The 23,857-nt window shown below is 69.6% G+C and carries 14 protein-coding genes; 7 read left to right on the top strand and 7 right to left on the bottom strand.

The annotated features are described in order from the left end of the window. Positions 1 to 6 precede the first annotated feature (6 nt). Entirely contained in the window at positions 7 to 975 is a 969-nt protein-coding gene (locus tag V5F63_RS21310) for a hypothetical protein (protein ID WP_394101164.1), read from the top strand. 15 nt (positions 976 to 990) lie between these two features. Here the strand turns inward: V5F63_RS21310 and V5F63_RS21305 are convergent, their stop codons facing one another. Next, positions 991 to 1,704, bottom strand: a complete 714-nt coding sequence (locus V5F63_RS21305; RefSeq protein ID WP_394101165.1) for an SGNH/GDSL hydrolase family protein — start codon at positions 1,702 to 1,704, stop codon at positions 991 to 993. 341 nt (positions 1,705 to 2,045) lie between these two features. On the opposite strand from V5F63_RS21305, the gene V5F63_RS21300 reads away from it, so the two are divergent. Further along, entirely contained in the window at positions 2,046 to 2,477 is a 432-nt protein-coding gene (locus tag V5F63_RS21300; protein WP_209485455.1) for an OsmC family protein, read from the top strand. A 93-nt stretch (positions 2,478 to 2,570) separates the two neighbouring features. Here V5F63_RS21300 and V5F63_RS21295 read toward each other — a convergent pair whose 3' ends face one another. Together V5F63_RS21295 and V5F63_RS21290 are read right to left on the bottom strand one after the other, a co-directional pair. Beyond that, entirely contained in the window at positions 2,571 to 3,587 is a 1,017-nt protein-coding gene (locus V5F63_RS21295) for an LLM class flavin-dependent oxidoreductase (RefSeq protein WP_394101166.1), read from the bottom strand. A 106-nt stretch (positions 3,588 to 3,693) separates the two neighbouring features. Beyond that, the gene (locus V5F63_RS21290) at positions 3,694 to 5,865 is read right to left on the bottom strand and encodes a histidine kinase dimerization/phosphoacceptor domain -containing protein (RefSeq protein WP_394101167.1); all 2,172 of its coding nucleotides are present in this window, start codon (positions 5,863 to 5,865) and stop codon (positions 3,694 to 3,696) included. A 335-nt stretch (positions 5,866 to 6,200) separates the two neighbouring features. On the opposite strand from V5F63_RS21290, the gene V5F63_RS21285 reads away from it, so the two are divergent. Further along, positions 6,201 to 6,890 carry a gamma-glutamylcyclotransferase gene (locus V5F63_RS21285; protein ID WP_209485449.1) on the top strand — a complete coding sequence of 230 codons (690 nt, stop codon included), beginning with the start codon at positions 6,201 to 6,203 and terminating at the stop codon, positions 6,888 to 6,890. 41 nt (positions 6,891 to 6,931) lie between these two features. Here V5F63_RS21285 and V5F63_RS21280 read toward each other — a convergent pair whose 3' ends face one another. Further along, entirely contained in the window at positions 6,932 to 7,924 is a 993-nt protein-coding gene (locus V5F63_RS21280; RefSeq protein WP_209485447.1) for a helix-turn-helix transcriptional regulator, read from the bottom strand. A gap of 377 nt (positions 7,925 to 8,301) precedes the next feature. Between V5F63_RS21280 and V5F63_RS21275 the strand changes: the two genes are divergently transcribed. From V5F63_RS21275 to V5F63_RS21265, 3 genes are all read left to right on the top strand, one after another. Further along, complete coding sequence (locus V5F63_RS21275) at positions 8,302 to 15,765, top strand: hypothetical protein (RefSeq protein WP_394101169.1); 7,464 nt, start codon at positions 8,302 to 8,304, stop codon at positions 15,763 to 15,765. A 276-nt stretch (positions 15,766 to 16,041) separates the two neighbouring features. Then, positions 16,042 to 16,686, top strand: a complete 645-nt coding sequence (locus tag V5F63_RS21270) for an invasion associated locus B family protein (RefSeq protein WP_209485441.1) — start codon at positions 16,042 to 16,044, stop codon at positions 16,684 to 16,686. 323 nt (positions 16,687 to 17,009) lie between these two features. After that, positions 17,010 to 18,557 carry an adenosine deaminase gene (locus tag V5F63_RS21265; RefSeq protein ID WP_394101170.1) on the top strand — a complete coding sequence of 516 codons (1,548 nt, stop codon included), beginning with the start codon at positions 17,010 to 17,012 and terminating at the stop codon, positions 18,555 to 18,557. Positions 18,558 to 18,567: 10 nt separating this feature from the next. Here V5F63_RS21265 and bchE read toward each other — a convergent pair whose 3' ends face one another. Beyond that, positions 18,568 to 20,091 carry a magnesium-protoporphyrin IX monomethyl ester anaerobic oxidative cyclase gene (bchE, locus tag V5F63_RS21260; protein WP_394101171.1) on the bottom strand — a complete coding sequence of 508 codons (1,524 nt, stop codon included), beginning with the start codon at positions 20,089 to 20,091 and terminating at the stop codon, positions 18,568 to 18,570. Positions 20,092 to 20,215: 124 nt separating this feature from the next. On the opposite strand from bchE, the gene V5F63_RS21255 reads away from it, so the two are divergent. Beyond that, entirely contained in the window at positions 20,216 to 21,307 is a 1,092-nt protein-coding gene (locus V5F63_RS21255) for a class I SAM-dependent methyltransferase (protein ID WP_209485435.1), read from the top strand. 8 nt (positions 21,308 to 21,315) lie between these two features. On the opposite strand, the gene V5F63_RS21250 is transcribed toward V5F63_RS21255, so the two are convergent. Further along, positions 21,316 to 22,083, bottom strand: a complete 768-nt coding sequence (locus V5F63_RS21250) for an HpcH/HpaI aldolase family protein (protein WP_394101172.1) — start codon at positions 22,081 to 22,083, stop codon at positions 21,316 to 21,318. 14 nt (positions 22,084 to 22,097) lie between these two features. Beyond that, complete coding sequence (gene araD / locus V5F63_RS21245; RefSeq protein ID WP_394101173.1) at positions 22,098 to 23,834, bottom strand: L-arabinonate dehydratase; 1,737 nt, start codon at positions 23,832 to 23,834, stop codon at positions 22,098 to 22,100. Positions 23,835 to 23,857 lie beyond the last annotated feature (23 nt).

Genomic DNA, 23,857 nt, shown 5'->3' with positions numbered 1-23,857 from the left:
AGGAGCATGCGCATCAACCTTGACGCGGATCAGCAGGATGCGGCGCTCGGCGCGATGCTCTGGGTGTCGCAGGCGAAGGGTGCCGAGGCGGTGACCGAGCCGGACCACCACACCATTGCCGCTGCCGCGGAGGTCGTGTTCGGCCGACCCTCCGGCGGGCCGCTGCCGGGACCCGTCGATCCCGCCGGCCTCGCGGCGCGCCTCTCCGGCCCGGCTGCCGCCGAGGCCATGCGGCTCCTCACCGTGGTGGCGCTGGTGGATGGCAGCATCGATGCCGCCCGCATCGACCGGCTGGTGGCCTGCGCGCAGGCCACGGGATTCGGCGGTGCCGACTATGTGCGCGATCTCGCCGAGGCCGCCCATGGCCATCTTCAAGCGGCGCTCGGATGCATGATCCGGGCGAACATGGAGAGCGTCACCGGCCGCGCCTGGAGCGGCAACGTCACGAGCGACGTCGCCGCCTATCTCCTGCCCTACACTGCCAAGCCGGACCCGGCCCTCGCCGCCCGCTTTCACGCGCTGGAGCATCTGCCGCCGGAGAGCTTCGGCAACCACTTCTTCCACCACTTCCGCGACAACGGATACGCCTTCCCCGGCGAGCCCAACGGGCTCTCCGCCGTGTTCAGCGTGCCGCACGATTCCTGCCATGTGCTGGCCGGCTACGACACCACGCCGCCCGGCGAAATCCTCGTCTCCACCTTCACCGCCGCCATGCACCCGAAGAATTCCATGGCGGCCCATGTGCTGCCGGTGATCGTGAGCTGGCACCTCGGCATCAAGCTCAACGATGTGGCGGCCTCCGCCGTGGGCGCGCTCAAGCCGGGCGCCTTCTTCGAGGCGTGGGAGCGCGGCGCGGGGATCAATACGGACCTGTTCGCGCCGGGGTGGGATTTCTTCGCGGTGGCCGGAATGGACATCGATGCCCTTCGCGCCCGCTACGCCATCGCGCCAAGGCGGTTCCCGCTCGACGCCTGATCGCCACCAAGGCGCCTACCGGCACGCGGCCGAGAACAGGCGCGCCCGCCACAGCAGGGCGCCGGCGCGGCTCGGGTGGATGCCGTCGGTGGTGGAGACGGATTGCGGCGCCGGCACCACCACGGCGCCCGTCTCGGCGGCGATGGCGCGGATCACGGCGTTCTGCTCGGCCACATAGGCCTCGTCCAGCATGTCCGCATAGGGCGAGCGGTGATGCTCCACCGGGTTCACCTCCACCAGCACCAGCTGGGTTCCGGCAAAGCGGGAGATGAGGTCGCGATAGCGCGCCCGCCATTCGGCGATGGAATGCTTCGGCTTCACCGCGTCATTGGCGCCGATGGCGATCACCACGCGGGCCGGCGCGAGATGCCGCTCCAGCGCGTCGGCGCGGGAGAGGAGATCGTCGATCTTGTCGCCCGGAACGGCGGCGTTCAGCACCTCCTCGCCGCAGAGGTTCCGCGGGGCGGCCTGGTAGGTGATGCTGTCGCCGATGACGAGCACCGGGGCGGTGCTGAAGCGGGCGCGCACATCGGCCTCGAAGGCGATGCGGGTGCGCTGGGGAATCTCGCTGACAATAAGCGCGCCGAGCGCCACCGCGCCACCGGCCACCGCCAGCGCTAAAAGCCAGGGCCGGAGCCGAGCCCATTGGCGATGGGACAATGCGGGCATCAGGCGCCGGCGGGACGGCAATGTGCCGCCGGCGTCGGGCCGGCCGGAATAAAAGCGCATGGGGGCTTTCCCTTTCATCTGGAAGGCAACGCCGGAAACACCTTTCGGTGCCCGGTCGCAGCGTCGGGTGCCGCCCCTCGCTGGTGGTCCGAAGCAAATCTCCTCTTCCCCGGTGCCGCGCCGCAGCGGGCCGGGGCGCCCCGCAAGACAGGCTCCATTGTCACGGCCCAGATGTCGCAAGTTGGACCGCGGTGCGTCTTTTGGTGTCACGGGTGTGAACGATTGTTTCCGGTTTGCACGCCGGCGCGGTGAACGATTTCGCCCCCTCGGTCGTTCCTCCCCCGCAGGCACTGCAAAGCCCAAGCGCACCCGTGCGCGGGCCATCGGAACAGGAGACGACCATGGCGATCGTGCGCAGCGGTTCGGCGGAATGGAGCGGCGGCATCAAGGACGGGCGGGGCAAGATCTCCACCGAGAGCGGGGCGCTGGCCGGCTTCCCCTACGGCTTCGCCAGCCGCTTCGAGGGCCAGCGCGGCAGCAATCCCGAGGAACTGCTCGGTGCGGCCCATGCCGCCTGCTTCACCATGGCGCTCTCCCTCATCCTCGGCGAGGCGGGGCTCACCGCCACGCAGATGGAGACGACCGCGAAGGTGTCGCTGGAGAAGCAGGACGCCGGCTATGCCATCACCCAGGTGGACCTCACCCTGGTGGGCACCGTGCCGGGCGCTACGCCCGAGCAGTTCGCGGAACTGGCCGGCAAGGCCAAGGCCAATTGCCCCCTGTCCAAGGTAATCCGCGCCAACATCACGCTGGACGCGCGCCTGGAGGGGTGAGGGACAGGAAGGTATCATAGAGCCGTCATCGCCCGGCTCGTCCGGGCGATGACACGTGGAGATGTCGGGCCGCATACGCGGTCCGCCCGAGACTCACACCGCCGCTGCCTCCGCCTGCGTCCCGGCCAGAGCGCCCGCCACTTCCGCGATCATGCGGTAGGAGGCGAGGCGCTTGTCGTGGTCGAACACGTCGGACACCACGATCACCTCGTCCACGCCGGTCTCGCGCACGAAGGCGGCAATGCCCTCGCGCACGCGCTCCGGTCCGCCGATGACCGAGCGGGCGAGGAAGCGCTGGGCCTGCGCCTTCTCCATGGGGGTCCAATAGTCCTCGATGTCATCGATGGGCGGCTTGGAGAGCCCGCGCGCGCCGCGGAAGATATCGGCCACCGACATCTGCTGGGTGGTGGCGAGGCGGCGCGCCTCGGTGTCGGTTTCGGCCGCGATCACGTTCAGGGCCGCCATGGCATAGGGCTTCTGAAGCACGTCCGAGGGCTTGAAGCGCTCCCGGTAGATTTCCAGCGCCGGCAGGAGGTCGGCCGGGGCGAAGTGGGAGGCGAAGGCGTAGGGCAGGCCGAGGGCCGCCGCGAGCTGGGCGCCGTAGGTGCTGGAGCCGAGGATCCAGAGCGGCACCTCGGTTCCGGTCGCCGGCACGGCAAACAGCGTCTGGCCCGGCTGGGCGGGGGCGAGATAGGCCTCCAGCTCCTGCACGTCCTGCGGGAAATTGTCCGCATTGGTGAGCGAGCGCCGCAGCGCCCGCATGGTCATCTGGTCGGTGCCCGGCGCGCGGCCGACGCCGAGGTCGATGCGGCCGGGGAAGAGTTGCGCCAGCGTGCCGAACTGCTCGGCGATGACGAGTGGCGCGTGATTGGGCAGCATGATGCCGCCCGCGCCCACCCGGATCCGCTGCGTGCCTGCCGCGATATGGGCGATGACCACTGCCGTCGCGGCGCTGGCGATGCCCTGCATGTTGTGATGCTCGGCCACCCAGAAGCGGCGGTAGCCCCAGTCTTCGGCGTGGGCAGCGAGGTCGCGGGCGTTGTCCAAGGCATGGCGGGGGGAGAACCCCTCGCGCACCCGGACGAGATCGAGAATGGAAAGCTCAGCCATCAACCAGCCTCGTTCGCCCCCGAACGAAAGATGAGGCTGAGATAGGAAGGGCAGGGGCCGAACGGAAGGGGCTCTGGTCAAGCCCGCGGCGCCTCAGCGCCACCCATCAACCACCCGCCGGGCATATCGGGGCGGTGACGATGGTGCGCAGGCCGGGGGCGTTCTCCTCGTCGGCGAGCACGCCGTCGAGGCCCTGCACCATGGCCTTGATCATGAGCGTGCCGAAGCCCTGGCGCTCGCCCACCTTGCCGCTGCCGTGGTCGGCGACGATGAGGCGGAAGCGGTCGCGGTGCTGCTCCAGCGCCACGCTGAGCGGGCCGGGGGCGCCGCCATAGGCATATTTGGCGGTGTTGAGCACCAGCTCGGTGAGGATCAGACCCAGCCGCACCGCCCGGTCGGCCGCCATCAGCACCGGCGCCACATCGAGCCTGATGTGGGCTTCCCACTCCTTGCCGAGGGCGCTCGTGACCTCGTTGGTGAGGTCGATGAGATAGCGCGAGAGGTCCACCGCCTCCACCTGCTCGCCGGCATAGAGCTGGCGATGCACGAGGCCCACCGCCGCCACCCGGCGCTCCGCCTCCGCCAGGGCCGAGGCCGCCTCGCTCTCGCCGAGGCGTCGTGATTGCAGGCGCAGGAAGGAGGACACCAGCTGCAGGCTGTTCTGCACGCGGTGGTTCACCTCGCGCATCAGGAAGTCCTTGTGCTGCAGCAGCTGCTCGTTCTCCACCACGGTGGCGGAGAGCCGGCGGTTGAGGTCGCGCACGCGCCGGTTCTGGCGCGCCTGCAGCACGGCGTGGCCGAGGCGGTTGATGGTCTCCACCTCCGCCATCGACCAGGCGCGCGCCTTGCCACGCACGGTCTCGCTCCATGCCTCGAAGGAGGCACGCGGGGTGAGCTGGGCATTGGGATCGGCCGGGTCGTCGCGATGCGGATTGCCGGCCCAGTTGACCACCTCCACCTGCTCGGCGCGCAGCCACAGCAGCACCAGCGGCGCGTCGCCGGGGATGTTCACCGCCGCGACGCCGCTGGCCAGCGGCGCGACCTCGGCTGCGGCGGGCAGCAGGGCGGGCAGGGTGTGGGTGCTGAAGGCGCGCCTTTGCGCCCGCGCCTCCACCCAGCGGGCGATGCGCCGGAGCGCCGTCTCGTCCGGGCAGCGGCCGCAGGTGCGCACGCGGTCGGCCTCGACCACGGCGAAGCCGTCGGCGCCCAGCGCCCGGCGCAGGTCGTCGCCGTGGCGGGTGAGCACCTCCTCCACCGGGGCGTCGGCGGAGAGATAGTCGGCGAGCGAATCCTCGGCACCGTGCAGCCGGATGCGGTCGCGATACTGCATCGCCTCCTCGCGGGTGCGGATCTGGCGGGCGAGGTTGGCGGCGAGCGACTGGCAGGCCATGCGCAGTTCGTAGGGCAGGCGGCGGGGCGTGCGGTGATGGCAGGCGACGAGGCCCCACAGCAACCCGTCCTTGACGATGGACACGGAGGCCGAGGCCCCCACCCCCATGTTGCGCAGATACTGGATGTGGATGGGCGAGACGGAACGCAGCATCACATCCGACAGATCGAGCTGGGCGAGCCCGGCCTCGGCGGGACGCAGCGGGGCGGGCGTGTAGGACACGTCAGGGATCACCCGCACGCGGTTGCGCACATAGAGCGCGCGGGCCTGGCGGGGGATGTCGCTGCCGGGGAAATGGTGGTTCAGGAAGGAGCCCATCTCCTTCGCCTTCGCCTCGCCGAGCACCGTCCCCGCCTCGTCGTCGAGGAACTGGTAGATCATCACCCGGTCGAAGCCGGTGATGCGGCGGAAGACGGCGGCCGCCTCGGCGCAGAGATTGCGCAGGTCCGCCGCGCGCTCGAAGCTCACGGCGGCGGCGTCGAGCCCGGCCAGCACCTCGGCGGCGCCGAGCCGCACCTCGGGGGCCGGCTCCAGCTCCACGAGGATGCCCTGCGCGGCGCGATGCAGCAGCACCTCGAAGGTCTCGGCGCGCCCGGCGAGGAGGCCGAGGCGGGTGACGACAGTGTGCGGGGCCTGCTGCACGGCCGCCTGGAGCGGCGCGGACATGTCCGGCCCGAGCAAAGCGTCAAGGGTGGCGCCGAGCCAGCCTTCGGCGAGGCGGCCCTCGATGTCGCCGGCTCCGCCCACCACGGTGCGCGTGCGCGGGTCCGCCACCAGCAGCAGGCCGTGCGGCTGGATGGAGCCCGGAATGTGGATCGGCTCGCTGTCGCACCCGCCGATATCCGGCGTGCCGCGGGGCGCGGTGCTGCTGACGGAAGCGTCTTTCATGGGGCAGTTCGCGCTCGTGATCGCTCAGCGCGGGAGGACCCGCGCTGAAGAAAGACGGGACCTGGCCGCGCCCCCCGGCGAAGCCCCCGATGCCTGTGTCCGCCGCCGCTGGCGATGGACACAGTTTGTTCTTTTCTTCATCGCATGGCTTTTGCTGCCAAGCCAAATGCCCAGCCCTTGACAAGCCCGAAAATCACGACGGCCACGTCTAAGCCCCACTGAAATACCGTTGGAAGCATCGATGCGGTATCATGGGAGGGTTTATACCCCCATCCGGCTGGTTCGGCGCGGGGGGCATGGGAATTGGCGCAGTTCCTGCTTAAATAGGGGCAGCCATGAAGATGCATGCTCTTACCCGCGAACTCATCGAGGCCGGCGGCATTGACGCGCTGGTCGCGCGCGACGCGCCGGATCTGGCCGTGCTCACGCAGGCCGAGCGCGCCGCCTCGCTCACGGCCACGCTGGCGGCGCGGCCGGAAGGACCGGTCTGGCTCTTCGCCTATGGGTCGCTGATCTGGAACCCCACGGTGCGGGTGGAGGCGTGCCGGGTCGGCCGCATCGACGGCTGGCATCGCGCCTTCTGCCTTGAGACGGTGGTGGGGCGGGGCTCCCGCGCCCATCCCGGCCTTACGCTCGCCCTTGATTCGGGCGGCGACTGCACCGGCGTCGCCTTCCGTCTGCCGGAGGAGGGGCTGGAGCACGAACTCTCCCTCCTGTGGCGGCGCGAGATGCTCTCCGGCGCCTATGTGCCGCGCTGGCTGGAAGTCACCGATCCGGATGGCGGGGAGATCGGCTGCGCCATCGCCTTCACCATGGACCGCGCCAACCCGCATTATGCCGGTGGGCTGAGCGAGGAAGAGGTGGTGGAGCGGCTCGCCACCGCGCGCGGCGCCATCGGCTCTGCGGCGGAGTATCTGTTCGCCACCTGCGAGGGGCTGGCCGGGCACGGCGTCAGCGATCCCGCGCTCGACGCGCTGGCCGCCGCCGTGCGCCGCCGCCGCGAGGCGCTTGAATCGCAGGGCTGAGGCGGGACGCGCCGCGGGTCGGGTGGTGAGCCCGGAAGCGCTTAGGCGATGTCGTCGATATCCGCCTGCTCGGCGCGGGCAACGCCGGCAGCCGCCTGATTCGCCTCTGTCCTGAAGGCTGAGGGGGCGCGCCCGAAGGTGCGGCGGAACAGGCGGTTGAAGGTGGCGATGTCGTTGAAGCCGGCCTCGAACGCGATGTCCGACACCTTTTTCCCAGCATTGGCGGGATCGAGCAGGGCCGCCCCCGCGTATTTCAGGCGGGCGGCGGTGATGTGCTCGCGGATCGTGGTGCCGTGCTTCTGGAACATCTTCTGGAGCGTGCGCACGTTCAGCTTGTAGCGCTGCGCGACCTGGGCGACCCCGTAATCCTGCTGGCGGCAGTTGGCGGCGATGTCAGCCAGAATGTCGCGGAACAGCGGGTCGCCATCGACCGCCCCTTTATCCTCACGCTCGCGCGCAACCGAGAGCAGCGCGAGGAGGCCCGCCTCGCAGGCCCGCGCCAGAGCCGGCGGCAGATCGCGCCCGACGATGGACTGTGCCTGCGTGATGAGCAGGTCGACCGATTCGTCCGGCGCGGTGGACAGGCTCCCGCCCGTCTCGCCCATGATCGGGCCCCGCTGCGGGGCGGCCACCAGAAACAGCGTGCCGCCGGGAAAGCGGATGTCCGCGCGGTTTCGGACGGTGGCGAGGAAGGAGGCGTTCGCCGGTATATCGCGGGGCGGCTCCTGATCGACGGCCAGTGTTGCGGATTCGCTGGCTTGCCCGGCCACAATGAGTGGCAGCTCCAGCGCGGCGACACGCAGGGCGCCCAATTGTGGCGCTGTCGCACAAATAACGGCCACATTCGGCAACAGCGTCTGCCGCAAACTTAGTCCGTCCTGAGCGGATTTGACCTTGGGCGCCACCGCGGTGCCACCTTGCAACCGCGCGTGATGAAGCTCTGAATTTGATGCAGCGCAATCGTGAATACTTAAATATTGCGTCTGCGAAATCTTTAGATAGCCCTCCATCGCTGGTTTCCGCCCCTTGCCCAACCGGCGCAACAACAGAGCAAACAGAGTCTAAATGCAACTCTAACTACCCAAATACCGGTCGATATCCTGTCTTGGCCTTGACCGTAGGGCGGTTGCCCGCAACCGCCCCGAGCATGAAAATAGATTAAGCATTTGAATCTAATCGGAATTTGCCGTCATGGCAAAAGTGCAACACCTCACGTGAATATGAAGCATTTCGTTTTTTGAGCAGTGATGAGTCGCGTCTTGCGGAGAGGTGATTGCAGACCATGGGTAAGTTCGCGTCAGTTCGAGGGGTGTGAAAATCGCTCCACAACCAATGGTCGCAGATTGTGGCGGCCCAAACAGGTTAATGCCGGCGGAGGGTGTCCTCCTGCCGCTGCATGTTGGGGGTGAAGATGGTCAATTCGGGCGGCACCATCCTGTCTGGCGCGCATGTTCGGTCCTCTGCGAAGGGAGGCTCCGTAACCCGCGGCCGGGCACGGGCACTTCTCCTCTCCTCGGCGCTGGCGACGGTGCTGGCGGGCGTGATCCAGCCGGGCACGGCGGATGCGGCGTGCTCCGGCGCGGGCTTTCCGAATGTGACGGTGGACTGCACCGGGACCGATAACAACGGGTTCTCGAGCAACAACATCTTCGGCAGCACGACGGTCAACGCCGGCGCGGGCGTCATCGTCCAGACTGCGCCGAGCGGAACGGCCCTGAACGTCGGCGCGCTCACATCGATCACCAGCAACAACACGGCCGCGACCTTCACCGGTGATGAGAACGGCATCGTCTACACGTCCGGCACCAGCATCACGCTGAACAACTTCTCCGGTTCGGCCACAGGCACCACCGGAAACGGCATCCAGCTCTTCGCCACCACCGGCAACATCACCGCCAACAACTTCACCGGCACGGCGACGGGCGGCGACAACGGCATCAGCGCCACCGCGGCGATCGGCGACATCACCATGACCGGCTTCGCCGGCACGGCGACCGGCACCGAGGCGAGCAGCAACGGCATCAACCTCACGTCCACCCTGGGCGACATCACCTTCACCTCCACGCCCGCCGCCTTCGTCGGCGGCGGCACGAACGGCCTGAACTTCACCGCCCTCGGCACCATCAACACCACCACCAACGGCGGCTTCTTCAGCGGCACCTCGGGCTCCGGCGCCAACTTCCTCGGCCAGGAAGTGAACCTCACCGCCAACAACTCCTTCTTCATGGGCGGCACCAACGGCGTCGCCGCCACCGGCACCGACCTCGACCTGCGGTTCGTCGGCGGCACCGCGATGGGCACCTCGGGCGACGGCATCAACGCCACCGCCGTGGGCTTCTCCCTCGGCGGCACGCAGATCCCGGCGGTCTCCTCGGTCACCACCAACGGCACCTTCGTTCAGGGCGGCACCAACGGCATCAACGCCACCGCCACCTCGGTCGGCCTGAGCGGCATCGGCGTGGATGCCACCACCACCGTGACCGCGAACGGCGGCTCGGTGATCGGCGGCACGGGCGCCGGCATCTTCGCCTCCGCCATCACCGCCCCGGTCTCGGGCGGCCCGAACACCGCCACCACCACCGTGCAGGGCTCGGCCGACGTGACCGGCGGCTCCAACGGCATCTTCGCGCTGGCCGGCAGCCTGAATGGCAACGCCAACACCACGGTGAACGTCTCCGGCGACGTGGAAGGCACCAACGGCAACGGCGTCTTCGCCCTCGGCGCCAGCGTCGGCGACTTCACCGGCTTCGACCCGGCAGACCCCTCCACCTGGAATTCCGCGGTCGGCACCGGCAAGGCCACGGTCGACGTCACCACCAAGGACAATGTGACGGCCGGCAACGGCACGGGCATCCTCGCGGTGGGCATCGGCACCGGCAACGAGGTGTCGGTGGATGCCCGCGACAATGTCGACGCCACCGGCGGCTTCGGCGTGCTGGCCGGCTCCATCGGCACCGGCGGCACGGTGGACGTCGAGACGCGGAGTGTCTCCGGCACCGCGGGCGGCGTGCTCGGCTTCAACACCGACGGCAATGTCAACGTGACCACCAACGGCACCGTTGATGTGGCGTCGGGCGGCCTCGTCGGTGTCGGCGCCATCGCCAACAACGGCAATGCCACGGTCAATTTCTCCGGCGTGATCGATCCGCCGCTGATCGGCGTCGCCGCCGTCACCATCGGCAACGGCACCGCCACCACCAACACGGCCGGCAATATCGACGCCGACCTCATCGGCGTCCTCGGCCTGAACGTGGGCGACGGGCGGGTGGACGTGGACAACAGCGCCACGGTGGAATCCACCGTCGGCGCCACCCCGCTCATCGGCGTGGCCGGCATCAAGGTCGGCAACAACAACGCCGGCCTCGACGTGAACGTCGAGAACAAGGGCGTGGTCGAGGACTACCAGGTCGGCGTGCTCGGCCTCGCGGTGGGCAACGGCAACGACGTGAACGTCAGCAACCTCGCGGTGGTGCAGGCCGGCTTCCTCGGCGTCGGCGGCATCGTGGTGGGCGACGGCACCGGCAGCGAGACGGTGACGGTCAGCAACATCGGCGCCATCCAGACCGGCGGCATCGGCGTTCTGGGCGCGGCCATCGACCTCGACGGCTCGGGCGCCGGCACCAACGTGTCGGTGACCAACGGCGGCGCCATCTCCGGCGGCTTCCTCGGTGTCGCGGGCGTGGCGATCGGCCCGGGCACCGGCACGACGGTGAACGTGCAGAACTCCGGCGCGATCCTGAACAATTCCGGCATCGGCGTGGCCGGCCTCGCCTTCGGCGACGGTCACACCGTGACGATCAACAACCAGGGTTCGGTGAACGCCGACATCGGCGGCGTGATCGGCGTCATCGGCGGCGCTAACGGCACCCTGAACGTCACCAATTCCGGCGCCATCAGCACCCAGGGTGCCGCGGTGGCCGGCCTCGTCGCGGGCGACGAAGGCCAGGTGAAGGTCACCAACACCGGTGCCATCACCGGCGGCCTTCTGGGCGTCGGCGGCATCGTGATCGGCGACAACACCACCGGCATCGCCACCACCGTGGACGTGAAGAACTCCGCCGCCATCACCAATGACGGCATCGGCGTCCTGGGCGGCGGCATCGGCACCAATCAGGTGGTGAAGGTCTCCACCTCCGGCGCCATCAACTCCGGCCTCCTCGGCGTGGGCGGCTTCTCCATCGGCGCCAACGGCAACGTGGACGTCACCACCACCGCGGCCGTCACCTCCGGCGGCGCGGGCGTGGTCGGCGCCGGCATCGGCGACGGCTCGGTGGTCACGGTCACCACCGGCGAGCAGGTGGACGGCACCTTCCTCGGCGTCGGCGGCCTCATCGGCGGCGCGGGCTCGCAGCTCACCATCGTCACCGAGGACAAGGTGACCTCCTCCGACGGCTTCGGCGTCGCGGCCCTCGGCCTCGGCACCGGCCAGACCATCAACGTCACCACCCAGCAGGAAGTCTCCGGCGACCTGCTCGGCGTCGGCGCGCTGAACCTCGGCGGCGGCGGCACCACGGTGAACGTCGAGACCCAGGCCAAGGTCACCTCGGCCTCCGGCTTCGGCGTGCTGGGCGGCTCCATCGGCACCGGCGCCAACACGGTGAACGTCACCACCCAGAAGCAGGTCTCCGGCGACCTGCTCGGCGTGGGCGGCATCATCGGCGGCACGGGCGGCACCCTCACCGTCGAGACCAAGGATACCGTGGACAGCGCCAACGGCTTCGGCGTGGCGGCCCTCGGCCTCGGCTCCAACACCATCAACGTCACCACCGACAAGGCAGTGACCGGCCGCTACCTCGGCGTCGGCGCCCTCGCGCTGGGCGACCAGAACACCGTCACCGTCCTGACCAAGGACACGGTGACCTCGTCCGACGGCTTCGGCGTGCTGGGCGGCGCCATCGGCGCCGGCCCGAACACCGTCTCGGTGACCACCGAGAAGGCGGTCGCGGGTGATCTCCTCGGCGTCGGCGGCATCGTCGGCGGCACGGGCGGCAGCCTCACCGTCCTCACCAAGGACACGGTGGACAGCGCCAACGGCTTCGGCGTCGCGGCCCTCGGCCTCGGCTCCAACACCATCGACGTGACCACAGAGAAGGCGGTCACCGGCCGCTACCTCGGCGTCGGCGCGCTGGCGCTCGGCGACACCAACACCGTCACCGTCCTCACCAAGGACACCGTGACCTCGGCGGACGGCTTCGGCGTGTTCGGCGGTGCCATCGGCGCCGGCCCCAACACCGTCGCGGTGACCACCGAGAAGGACGTCACCGGCCGCCTGCTCGGCGTCGGCGGCATCCTCGGCGCCACCGGCGGCTCGCTGGACATCAACACCAAGGCGGCGGTCACCTCGGCGGACGGCTTCGGCGTCGCCGGCCTCGCCTTCGGCAACACCAACACCGTGAAGGTCCTCACCGAAGGCACCGTGAGCGGTGACCTCCTCGGCGTCGGCGCCCTCTCCATCGGCGACGGTGGCACGGTGGACGTGAACACCAAGGCGGCGGTCACCTCGGCCAACGGCATCGGCGTCCTCGGCGGCAACATCGGCGCGGGCCAGCAGGTGACCGTGGTCACCGACGGCACGGTCAACGCCGCCGTCGCCGGCGTCATCGGCTTCAACACCGGCGGCAACGCCGACGTGACGGTGAACCAGAAGGTCTCCATTGCGCCCGGCGGCTTCATCGGCGCGGCCGCCATCGCCGGCGGCACCGGCAACGCCACCCTGACCATCAACGGCGTGATCGATCCGCCGGCGGTGGGCGGCGGCGCGCTGACCATCGGCTCGGGCACCGCCACGGTGAACGTGAACGCCGAGGTCCAGGCGACCACCATCGGTATCGTCGGCGCCAACATCGGCAACGGCGCCATCGACGTGAACGTCAACGCCGGCGGCACCATCAAGTCCGACGGCATCGGCATCCTCACCTTCAAGCTCGGCGACGGCCCCACCACCATCGACGTGAACGCGGCGGTGGGCGGCCTGAACCAGGCGGCGACCGGCGGCGACGGCATCCTCGCCATCGCCTTCGGCGAGACGCCGATCACCATCAACACCACCGCCCTCGGCACCATCAACGCCGGCGACGACGGCATCTCGGTGGCCCAGCTGGGCGGCGGCAACATCGCCATCACCACCAACGGCACCATCACCGCCGGCGACGAGGGCATCCAGGTGCTCGCGGCGGCGCTGACCGCCGGGAACGTGACGGTGACCAACAACGCGGCCATCACCGCCACCGACAACGGCATCTTCATCCTGAAGGCCGGCGACGGCACGGTGCAGGTGAACGCCAACGCCAACATCACCTCCACCACCGCCAACGGCATCGAGGCCAACGCCATCTTCGGCACCGGCGACGTGAACGTGGCTCAGGCGGGTCTCACCACCATCACCGCCCAGGACTTCGGCGTCATCGCCTCCAAGACCCTGGGGACGGGCAACGTGACGGTTACCACCGGCACGCTCTCGGCCATCAACGCCACTGCGGGCGGCATCTTCGCCGGCCGGTTCGGCGGCACGGGTGACGTGGTGGTCTCCACCGGCATCTCGAGCGCCGTCACCACCTCCGGCAACGGCATCGACGCCCAGTCGATCGGCGCCACCGGCAACGTGACCGTCACCACCGGCCTCGCCAGCGGCGTCACGGCGGGCGGCGACGGCATCGTGGCCAACAAGTTCGCCGGCTCCGGCGACATCTTCCTCACCACCGGCTCCTCGAGCACGGTGGCCGCGGGCGACGACGGCCTCACCGCCACCAACTTCGCCTTCGGCGCCGGCAACGACATCTTCGTCACCACCGGCCTCAACTCCTCGGTCGTCGCCAACGACAAGGGCATCCGGGCCGGCGGCTGGGACAACGTCACCATCACCACCTCCGACCTCAGCCTGATCCGCGGCGACGCCGACCAGACCGGCGTCGGCAACGCCATCCGCATCTTCGAGGCCGACTTCGCCACGGTGAACATCGGCACCAACAATGCGGTGATCGGCTCGGGCAAGAGCTGGGGCGAGGCGGTGATCTCGGTCAACAGCGATGACGGCACCATCATCAACGTGGGCGCCGGCACGCTGGTCAGCTCCTGGAGCTACCTGGGCGGCGTCAACCTGCCCGGCCTGATCATCGCGGCGAGCGACATCGTCATCGATACCGACGGCGGCGCCACCACCATCACCAACGCGGGCACCATTGTCGGTCGGGTCGGCCTCACCGACAACGACGACACCTTCAACAACCTGTCGTCCAACACCTGGGTGACGGTCGGCAACAACTACTTCGGCGGCGGCACCGACACGGTGAACAACGCCGGCCGCGTCGTGACCGCGCTGCAGGGCGCGGTGGCCGAGAACACCAACTTCTTCAGCCTCGAGACCTTCAACAACGGCGATCCGCTCTTCCTCCAGAGCGGCCTGCTGACCATGATCGACGAGGTGCCCGGCCAGATCGCCTTCAACGGCGCCCGCGACGTGACCTACGTGAGCGGCACCTGGAATGGCGTCGGCAACAGCCGGGTCGGCCTCGACAGCTTCCTCGGCGCGGCCGGCTCCACTTCGGACCAGCTCGCGGTGGGCGGGCTCGACGTGAACGGCCTGGAAATCGCCGGCCTCGTCACCACCGGCGCGACCGGCCTCGTCATCAACGACGTCAACCCCGGCCCCGGCGCCTTCAACCTCGCCGGCATCCGCGTGGTGGACGTGCAGAGCGTGGCGGGCACCACCGACCCGAACAGCTTCTACATCGATCCGACCTCCACCAACTACGCGCCGAAGTTCGGCGGCGTGATCGACAAGGGCTTCTTCTTCTACGACCTCACGGTCATCGGGAACGACCAGTACCTGATCGGCCTGCCGGACCAGGAAGCCTTTGAACTGCCCAAGCTCGTCACCGGCGCCCAGGCCATCTGGCACGAGACCACCGGCGTGTGGCTTGATCGCCAGGCCGACCTGCGCACCTACCTGCAGGGCACGCCCACGCAGCTGGTCACCAAGGAAGGCGTGAAGGCGGTTCCCGGCGCTCCCGCCTCCGTCACCCCCGGCATCTGGGGCAAGGTGATCGGCAGCTGGGGCTCGCGTGATGCCTCCAACACCTTCGCGGGCGGCGGCGGCATCTACGGGTTCGACACCGGCTACAGCCAGAACATCTACGGCTTCATGGCCGGCGCCGACTTCGGCAAGGAGAACGTCTTCGCCTCCAACGACGCGATGGTGTTCGGTGTCCTCGGCGGCTTCGTCGGGTCCAACCTGAACTTCAGCAACTCGCCCACCTCGGCGGATTACTCCGGCGGGACGGTCGGTGCCTATGCCACCTACATCACCGGCAACTGGTACTTCGACGCCCTGGTGAAGGCCGACTTCCTCTCCATGGACTACAACGCGCCGACGCTCGCGGGCATCGGCTACTTCGGCCAGTCCACGGACGCCCGGAACGTCGGCTTCGCCCTCGACACCGGCTACCGCTTCTACACCTGGGGCAACGGCGGGTTCCTGGACGGCCTCGCCACCCTGTCCTACGTCAACACCAACATCTCCGACCTCAACATCGCCGGCGCCACCTTCGTGGACTTCGGCAACAACGACAGCCTGCGGGGCAGCCTCGGCGCCCGCATCGGCGGCCAGGTCTACGACGCGGCCACCTACCGGGTGCAGGCGAGCCTGACCGGCCGGCTCTGGTACGAGTTCCTCGGCGACAACGCGGTCACCCTCTTCAATCCGGGCGTGCCCTTCAGCACCGTCGACAATTTCGACGGCCTGTTCGGGGAAGTGGGTGTCGGCTTCAACGTCTTCGCCAAGGACTCGGGCTGGAACAGCTTCGTGAATGCCGATGTGAAGTTCGGCGACAACTACACGGCCGGCAGCGCCAAGGGCGGTCTGCGCTACCAGTGGTGATCTGCGCCTGATCCTCGATCAGTCCCGCGGGCGGCGTGCCTCACGGTGCGCCGCCCGTTTCTTCTGCGGGGGACAATGCCGCAGGAACGCTTGAACAACGCTTGGCTTTCGTGCTCCGCCGCCCCATCCTTCCCGTCCGGCAGGCCTTTCCGCCCGGCAAGCATGGCGCGCGGACCGGGCCAACCGGCCGCGCATCCGCACGATCGGCATTCAGGTTCCCCTTCTTTCTGGTCCCGATTCCTTCTGTCCCCGGGTCTTCGTCCACGGAGGCGTCTCGTGAATCTTCCCCGTCCGTCCCGCACCGGCGCGTTCCGCACCGGCCCCTTTCTCGCCCTCGCAGCGCTGCTTGCCGCCACCCCCTTCGCCGTCCTGTTCTCCGAGGACACGGGCGCGGTGACCGTGGCGCAGACCCAGCAGGCGCCGGCGCAGACCCGTTCCGCCCAGAACCAGCCACCGGCCGCCGCGCCCGCCGGCCCGGTGAAGACCGAGACCCAGTCGTTCGACAATTGGGTGCTCACCTGCCAGGAACTGCCCCCGGCGGCCGGCGCCAGGACCGGCAAGAAGACCTGCTTTGCGGTGCTGCGCATCACCGACAACCAGTCCAAGCGCGTCGTGGTGGTGTGGAAGATCGGCAAGGACGGCAAGGACGTTCCCACCATCGCCATCACCACGCCCACCGGCGTGATCGTGCGCGACGGCGTGGATCTGGTGCTCGGCCAGAACACCCGCAAGCTCGCGTACCAGTGGTGCAACGGCACCGAGTGCGAGGCGAGCATCGCCTATGACGCGGCGCTCTCCAAGGAGCTGTCCGCCGCCAAGGAGGCCACCATCTCCTTCCGCCTGCAGGACGGCCGGCAGGTGAATGTGAAGGTCGGCGTCACCGGCGTCGACAAGGTGCTCGCCGGGCTCGCCAAGAGCTGAGTCGGGGCGCGCGGGGCAGCGGGCGAGAGCCGAGATACCAGCGCTGAACTCCGCCCTGTCGCTTCCCTCTCGCGCCCTCACCACCGTCATCCCCCGGCTCGTCCGGGGGATCCACTCCACCACTCGTCCGCTTCCTCAGGCCCGGCACCCCTCTGTCGGACGGGTGGATCGCCCGCACGAGGCGGGCGATGACGGCGTTATCGAGCGTCAGGCGCGGCCATAGGCGGGCGATGACGGCGCATGCGGGCGTTTGCCGGATTCCGTGACACGGAGAAACTCGCTACGCTCGCGCCCGAGTTGAGATCCGCGCCCCGGAGGCCCTGTTGCGTCGCCGCATCCTGATCGCCGCGTTCGTCCTGATCGCGGCGCTTGTCGCCATCCGGGCCGCCGTCGTCGTCAGCCGTCTGCCCGAGGCGCTCACCGCCGCGCAGTTCGAGCGGATGCGGCCGGAGCCCAACCGCCAGCGCGCTTTCCTGCACCGCATGCCGAAGGGCGGCGACCTGCACACCCACCTCTCCGGCGCGGTCTATGCCGAGCGGCTGATCGCCTGGGCCATCAAGGATGGCCTGTGCCTCGATCCCGCCGCCATGAACATCCTGTCCCCGCCCGCCGACGCGAGCGCGGAGAAGCCCTGCGGTGCCGATCCGAAGATCGTCCCCATCGCCGACGCGGTGGCCGGCTGGCGCGGCCAGACCACCTTCGACCTGCTGGTGGATGCGCTCTCCATGCGCTGGTTCGTGCCCACCCCTCAGGTGCCCTCCGGGCACGACCAGTTCTTCGCCTCCTTCTCCAAGTTCAATCCCGCCGCCGGCGGTCCGGACTGGACGCGCACTATGGAGCGCACCGCCGAGATGACGGTGGACCAGCTGCGCCAGTACCGCGCCGAGAACGTGCAATATGCCGAGCTGATGGTGACGCTGATCGAGGGCGACGACCGCCGCCGCCTCGGCCAGGCCATCGGCGCGGAGCGCGATCCCAAGGCCATGCTGGCGGCGCTAGAGGCGGCCGGAATGGCGGACGTGGTGCGCCGCCGGGTGGAGGACATCAAGGCCCTCGTGGCCCGTGTGGAGGCGCTGCGCGGCTGCGCGGCGGACGCTTCCCGCCCTGGCTGCGGCGTGGATTTCCGCTACATCGCCCAGGTGAACCGCAACGGCGCGCCGGCCGAGGTGTTCGCCCAGACGGCGCTGTCGGCGGCGCTGGTGCGGGCGTTGCCGGACATCGTCGCCGGCTTCAACTATGTCGGGCCGGAGGACTACCGCACGGCGCGGCAGGATTATCGCACCCACATGCAGTGGATCGGCTTCCTCGCCGGCAAGGACGTGCCGGTGGCGCTCCATGCGGGCGAATTGTGGATCGGCCTCGTGCCGCCGCCGGACCTCGACTTCCACATCCGCGATGCGGTGGAGACGGCCGGGGCGCGGCGCATCGGCCATGGCACCGCCATCGGTTTCGAGCGCGACATGGACGGGCTTCTGGCGGAGCTGAAGGCGCGCGGCGTCGCCATCGAGATCGCGCTCACCTCCTCGGACGTGATCCTCGGCGTGCGCGCCCGCCGCCATCCCATCCGCACCTATCTCTCCGCCGGCGTGCCGGTGACGCTCGCCACCGACGACGCGGGCGTCTCGCGCATCGACCTCACCAACGAATATCTGCGCGCCGCCCAGGACCACGGCCTCGGCTATCGCCGGCTGAAGAGATTCGCGCAGACCGCCATCGACAAGGCCTTCCTGCCGGCGCCGGAAAAGGCGCGTCAGCAGGCCCGCCTCGCAGCCGCCTTCGCTGCCTTCGAGCAGGAGGTGGCCGATGCGCTGCCCCTCAAGGCGCGCCTCGCCGCCTTCTTCCGCGCGCTGGTGGGCGCGGAGGGGCATTGAAAGCGGGGCCTCAGGCGGGCTCGCGCGCCTCCGCCGGCCTGCGGGGCGAGGGCGCCATCGCATATTCCTCCCGGTCCTGCGGCGGCCCCCACATGTCCGCAACCGTCGTGCCGGTGTCGCGCGGGGGACGGCGCAGGAAGCCGAGGATCTCGTGCGGCCACACCCGCCGGCCGATCTTCGCGTACCAGCGCATGGCGTGCCGCAGGCGCGCGTCGCGCTCCAGATAGGTGCGCCGGAGCGCCTTCGGCCGTAGCTGCAGCACCGCCTCGGTAAATTTGACCCAGGCGAGTGTCCTCCACGCCGGCATGTGGCGCGTGGCGAGCACCTGGTGCTTGTAGTCCCAGCGCCGGCGATCGCTCTCGATCACCCGACGGCCGGCGGCGAGCTGGTAGTAGGGCGTCCAGCGATGCGGCGTGACGTACAGCATCTGGATCTGGTCGGGATCGTGGGCGAGGAGGCGCCTGAGGCCGCGCCAGTGGTCGGCGTCGGTCTCCTCCTCGAAGCCCACCACCCAGGTCGCCATGGAGAGGATGGAATGGCGGCGCAGCAGGCGGATCGCCTCCCGGTCCGTGTCGATGCCGCCGCCCTTTTGGATCAACGCGAGGGTGGCAGCATCCGTATTCTCCAGCCCGAGCAGGAAGCGCACCCAGCCGGCCTTGCGGTAGAGGTGCAGGATGTCCGCGTCGCGCACGATGTCGTCAGCGCGGGTGGAGCCCACGAGGACGAGGTCCACGTCCTCGGCGATCAGCGCCTCCAGGAAGGCGCGCCACGCTTTGCGGGACGAGGTGGGGTTCTCGTCGGCGAAATTGATGACCTTGACGCCCTGCTCGCGGTGCAGCCGCGCCAGTTCCTTGGCGAACAGCACGGGATCGCGGTGACGCCAGCGGCTCCAGAAGCCGCGCTGCCCGCAATAGGTGCAGGGATGCGGGCAGCCGCGCGAGAACTGTACCACCACTGCCCTGAGCCCGCCCCAGTAGGAATAATGGGCGTGATCGATCAGCTCCCAGCCGACGCGGTAGGCATCGAGGTTCTGGATCATCGGCGCGGGCGGGGTGGCGCGCGGGCCGGTGGCGTCGCGAAAGGCGATGCCAGGGACGTCGGCGAGCGGCGCGCCGGCGTGAAGCGCGGCCATGAGACGGCGTGCCGTCTCCTCGCCCTCGCCCCGGACGATGGCCGTCACATGGGGCTCGGCGGCGAGGATGTCGCGCCAGTGATAGGTGGGGAACACCCCGCCATAGACGATGAAGGCGCCGGGCAGCGCCTGCGCGATGCCGGCCGCCACGGCCGCGATCACCGGATGGCCGGAGGTCGAGCCGGAATGGCCGAACAGCACCGCATCCGGCTGGAAGTCCGTCGCCGCCGCGACGAGATCGGCCACCGTCATCGGCTTCAGTTCGCCGTCCACGAGGCGCACTTCGTGGCCGTCATCGATGAGCGGGCCACCGATGGCGAGGAGGCCCAGCGGTGGCAGGTGATCGTCGGGGATGCGGCTGCCGATGGAGGGATGCGGCACGTTGATGAGCAGGATGCGCACGCGACCTCGCTTCCTCCGCTCCGGAATGGTCGAAATGCATGTGGCCGAGGCCTGCGTTCGGATGGGTCACTGCTTACCCCGTCGCCGGCAGATGTGCCATCCTCCGAGCAACGGGGAGGGGTTGATGGCCGAGGGTCACGAGCGGGTGGAGGGCCCGGCGCCCATGCAGGGGGGCGGGTTCTACAATGACCATGCCCAGCATCAGGCGAAGGGCGGCGCCCACGGGCTGCCGCTGATCGCGCGGGCGTTCGAGGGCATGGACTTCGACGGGATGGCGCTGCGCGGCCCCGTCACGCTCGCCGACTATGGCAGCGCCACCGGGCGCAACTCGCTCGCGCCCCTGGGGCTGGCGCTCGCCGAGGTGCGGCGGCGGCTGGGGCCGGACGTGCCGGTGAGCGTCGTCCACACCGACCAGCCGGGCAATGACTTCACCGCCCTGTTCCAGCTGCTGCGGGACGATCCGGACAGCTATCTCAGGCGCGACGCGCGAACCTTCGCCTCGGCGGTGGGGCGCACCTTCCATGAACAGGTGCTGCCCGATGGCTGCGTGGATTTCGGCTGGTGCTCGTTTGCCGCCCACTGGATGAGCCATGCGCCGGTGATGCCAACTGGCCATGTGTGGCCCCGGCAGACGGTGCCGGAGGTGCGCGCCGCCTTCGCCGCGCAGGCGGCGGCCGACTGGCGGGCCTTCCTCGCCGCCCGCGCGCGGGAGCTGAAGCCCGGCGGCGCCCTTGTCGTCGTTCAGCCGAGCCTGCCGGACGCGGAGCCCACCACCTTCCCGGTGCTGATGCCGTGGGTGGAGGCGGAGCTGGACGCGATGGCGCTTGGAGGCGTGCTCACGCCGGAAGAGCGCGGGCGCATGACCATCCTCGTCTTCGAGCGCACCGCCGCCGAGGCGCGGCTGCCCTTCGCCGATGGCGCCTTCGCCGGGCTGACCCTCGTTGCCGAAGAGGCGCGGGAGATGCCGGACCCGTTCTGGCCGGCCTATGCGGTGGATGGCGACGCGGCCGCGCTGGCGGACCAGCATCTCGGCTTCTTCCGCGCGCCCTTCCTGCCCTCGCTGCTGGCGGCGCTCGACCCCGGCCGCGACGCCGCCTTCCGCGACGCCTTCACCAACCGGCTGATGGACGGGCTGGGCAAGCGCATGCGCGCGGCGCCGCAGCCGCTCCTGTCGCCCATGGTGATTCTGACGGGGCTCTACCGGAAGGCGGGGTAGGGGCGGCCCTACGCGCGGAACCGCTTCGCCAGCGCCTCGGCGTTGCGGGCGAGGAGGCCGGTGTCGGAGCCGACCGCGGTGAAGACGGAGCCGGCGGCGATGTAGCGGCGGGCGAGAGCCTCGCTGGGGGTGAGGATGCCGGCGCGGTTGCCGGCGGTCACGATGCGTCCGATCAGCCCCTCGATAAGAGTGACGATGTGCTCGTTGTTCTGGTCGCCCAGATAGCCGATGGCGGCCGAGAGATCGCCGGGGCCGATGAACACGCCGTCCACGCCGGGCACCGCGCAGATGGCCTCCAGATTGTCCATGCCGAGGCGGGATTCGATCTGCACCAGAACGCAGATCTCCTCATGGGCGCGCTGGTGATAGTTGCTGATCCGGCCGAAGCGGGAGGCGCGGGAGGCGCTCGCGAAGCCGCGGATGCCGGCGGGCGGATAGCGCGTCGCCGCCACCGCGTCGGCGGCCTGCTCCGGCGTGTCCACCATGGGCAGGAGCAGGGTCTGCACCCCCGCGTCCAGCAGCCGCTTGATGGCCACGGGATCGTTCACCGGCGGGCGCACGATGGGCATGACGGAGGGGTGCTCCATGCAGGCCTGGAGCTGGCTGAGCACCATCGGCACCTCGTTGGCCGAATGCTCGGTGTCCAGCAGCAGCCAGTCGAAGCCGGCGCCGGCGAGGATCTCCACCGACACATGGCTGGCGAGGCTGCTCCACAGGCCGATCTGCTGCTGGCCGGCATAGATGGCGTGCTTGAAGGCGTTGCGAGGCAGTTCCACGGGGTGTTCCTTGCTCAGTAGATCGCCGGTTCGCCGGGGGCGGCACCGAAGGAGGTTTCCAGGAAGTCGAAGTCGCAGCCGAGATGCGCCTGGCTGATGTGCTTGGAATACATCCAGCCATAGCCGCGCTCATAGCGCGGCACGGGCGCGGGCAAAGCGGCGCGGCGGCGCTCCAGCTCCTCGGCCGGCACCTCCATGTCGATGCGCCGGTTGGGGACGTCGACGGTGACGAGGTCGCCGGTCCGCAGCAGGGCCAGAGGCCCGCCCACATGGCTCTCCGGCGAGACGTGGAGGATGCACGCGCCGTAGCTGGTGCCGCTCATGCGCGCGTCGGAGATGCGGAGCATGTCGCGCACGCCCGCCTTCACCAGCGCCTTCGGGATCGGCAGCATGCCCCATTCGGGCATGCCGGGGCCGCCCAGGGGGCCGGCATTGCGCAGCACCAGCACATGGCCCGGCGTCACGTCGAGGTTTTCGTCGTCGGTGGCGGCCTTGAGGCTGGGATAATCGTCGAACACCAGCGCCGGGCCGGTGTGGACCCGCAGATGGGGCGCGCAGGCGCTGGGCTTGATGACGCAGCCCTCGGGCGCGAGGTTGCCGCGCAGCACGGCGAGCGCGCCTTCGTCGTAGATGGCCTTGTCGAGGGGGCGGATCACGTCGTCATTGTGCACCTTCGCCCCCGCGATGGCCTCGCCCACCGTGCGGCCGGAGACGGTGAGGGCATCGAGGTGAAGGAAGTCCGTGAGGCGCCCCATCAGCGCCGGCAGGCCGCCGGCGAAGTAGAAGTCCTCCATCAGATAGGCGTCGCCGCTCGGCCGCACGTTGGCGAGCACCGGCACGCGGCGGCTGGCCGCGTCGAAATCATCGAGGGTGATGTCGCAGCCGGCGCGTCGCGCCTGGGCGATGAGATGGATGATGGCGTTGGTGGAGCAGCCCATGGCCATGGCGACGATGATGGCGTTCTCGAACGCCGCGCGGGTCTGGATGCGGGCCGGCGTCAGGTCCTCCCACACCATGTCCACGATGCGCCGGCCCGATGCCGCGCACATGCGCATGTGGCCGGCATCCGCCGCCGGCACGGAGGAGGCGCCGGCGAGCGTCATGCCCAGCGCCTCGGCGATGGCGGTCATGGTGCTGGCCGTGCCCATGGTCATGCAATGGCCGTAGGACCGGGCGATGCCGCCCTCGATCTCGTTCCACTCCGCCTCGCCGATGTTGCCGGCGCGCCGTTCGTCCCAGAACTTCCAGGCGTCCGAGCCGGAGCCCAGCGTCTTGCCGTTCCAGTTGCCTCGCAGCATGGGGCCGGCCGGCACGTAGATGGCCGGCACGCCGGCGCTGGTGGCGCCCATGAGCAGGGCCGGGGTGCTCTTGTCGCAGCCGCCCATCAGCACCGCGCCGTCCACGGGATGGGCGCGGATCACCTCCTCCACCTCCATGGCCAGCATGTTGCGGTAGAGCATGGACGAGGGCTTCAGGAAGGTCTCGGACACCGAATGCACCGGCACTTCCAGCGGGAAGCCGCCGGCCTGCAGCACGCCGCGCTTGATGTCCTCCACCCGGTCCCGGAAATGGGCGTGGCAGGAGTTGAAATCCGACCAGGTGTTGAGGATGGCGATCACCGGCCGTCCCGCCCAGTCCTCCGGGGCGTAGCCCATCTGCCGCAGGCGGGAGCGGTGGCCGAAGCTGCGCAGGTCGTCGGCGGCGAACCAGCGCGCGCTGCGCAGAAGGTCCGGTGTCTTCAGGCGTGTCATGTCTCAGGAACCCGTCTCTCTGG

The organism is Xanthobacter wiegelii, assembly GCF_043193855.2.
Taxonomy (GTDB): Bacteria; Pseudomonadota; Alphaproteobacteria; order Rhizobiales; family Xanthobacteraceae; genus Xanthobacter; species Xanthobacter flavus_A.
The sequence above is the reverse complement of the archived record's forward strand: the minus strand, read 5'-3'. Positions and strand labels throughout refer to the sequence as shown.